Source organism: Mesonia phycicola, assembly GCF_900141885.1.
GTDB lineage: Bacteria > Bacteroidota > Bacteroidia > Flavobacteriales > Flavobacteriaceae > Mesonia > Mesonia phycicola.
In genome coordinates this window covers 1-1,046 of record NZ_FQYY01000041.1, presented here as the reverse complement: position 1 = coordinate 1,046, position 1,046 = coordinate 1, and the positions used below count along the sequence as shown (strand labels likewise).

The window sequence follows — 1,046 nt, the reverse complement described above, 5'->3', positions numbered from 1 at the left end:
GCAGAGTCATTACAGACTTTTTGTACCGCAGCTACCTGGGCGGCAGCAGGCTTTACAAACCCAACAGATGATTTGTCATCCGTTTTAGTTTGTGGAGAAAACTTACAATGGTATAGTGATGCGGCAGCAACTATTCCTGTAAATAATATTAGTACGGTTTCTTTAGTTAATGGAGATGTTTATTATGTTACCCAAACTATAGCTGGTTGTGAGAGTGAACCTTTAGCAGTAAGTCTAACAGAAAATCAATGTGCTTGTATAGAAAATCCTAGCTTTCAAAATGAAAATGGTAGTTTTGATGTTAGCGGTTATACTTTCTATACCCAAGATAATGGTACAGCCAGTCAAGTTGAAGCTTGTAAAACCTCAAGTTATATACTTCCAGGAATGTCTCAGTACACTGCTACTATAGATGAATATAATTATTCTACTAGTAATGACCCTATAAATTATGCTTCTCCAGGAATGAATGAGTGGCTAGCAGCAAACGGGGTGAATATTTCTACTACATCTCCTTTTGGATGTTCTAGTAAATCTATTAAATTAAATAATGATAATAATGGGTCAAGATCAAGAACCACCATGGTGAAAGAGTTTGTCGCAGGAGAAGTATTGTCTTTTGATTTTATGTTTTTAATGGATGATCCAGGTCATACATATATTGAACAGCAACCATTTGTGACAATTAAACTGTATGATGAGAATTCAAATTTAGTACAAAGTCGTTGTGTGATAGCTGATCCAGAAAATTGTATTTTTAATACAATTAACTCTGCCGTTAAGCCAAATGGTTCAACTCATGGTACACCAATCGTATATAGTGATTGGTCATGTTTAAAATTAAATACGATAGAATTACAAGGTCAGGCAGCTAGGCTTGAAATTACTACAGGAGATTGTATTTTTTCTGCTCACTTTGGTACCGCTTATTTTGATAATTTTTATGTTGGTGATGATAGTCCTGGTCTTTGTGATTCTGCTTTTGGTTATATGTCTATAGATCCAATAGCACAAACAGGAACCCCTTATGAGGCTTGTTCTTTATT

Annotated in this window: 1 protein-coding gene; it reads left to right on the top strand. The window is 35.1% G+C overall.

Features of this window, described 5'->3' with window-relative positions; all coding sequences use genetic code 11:
* Nucleotides 1-1,046: hypothetical protein (locus BUC03_RS15245; RefSeq protein ID WP_159432727.1), on the top strand; the 1,046-nt coding region annotated here is incomplete at both ends.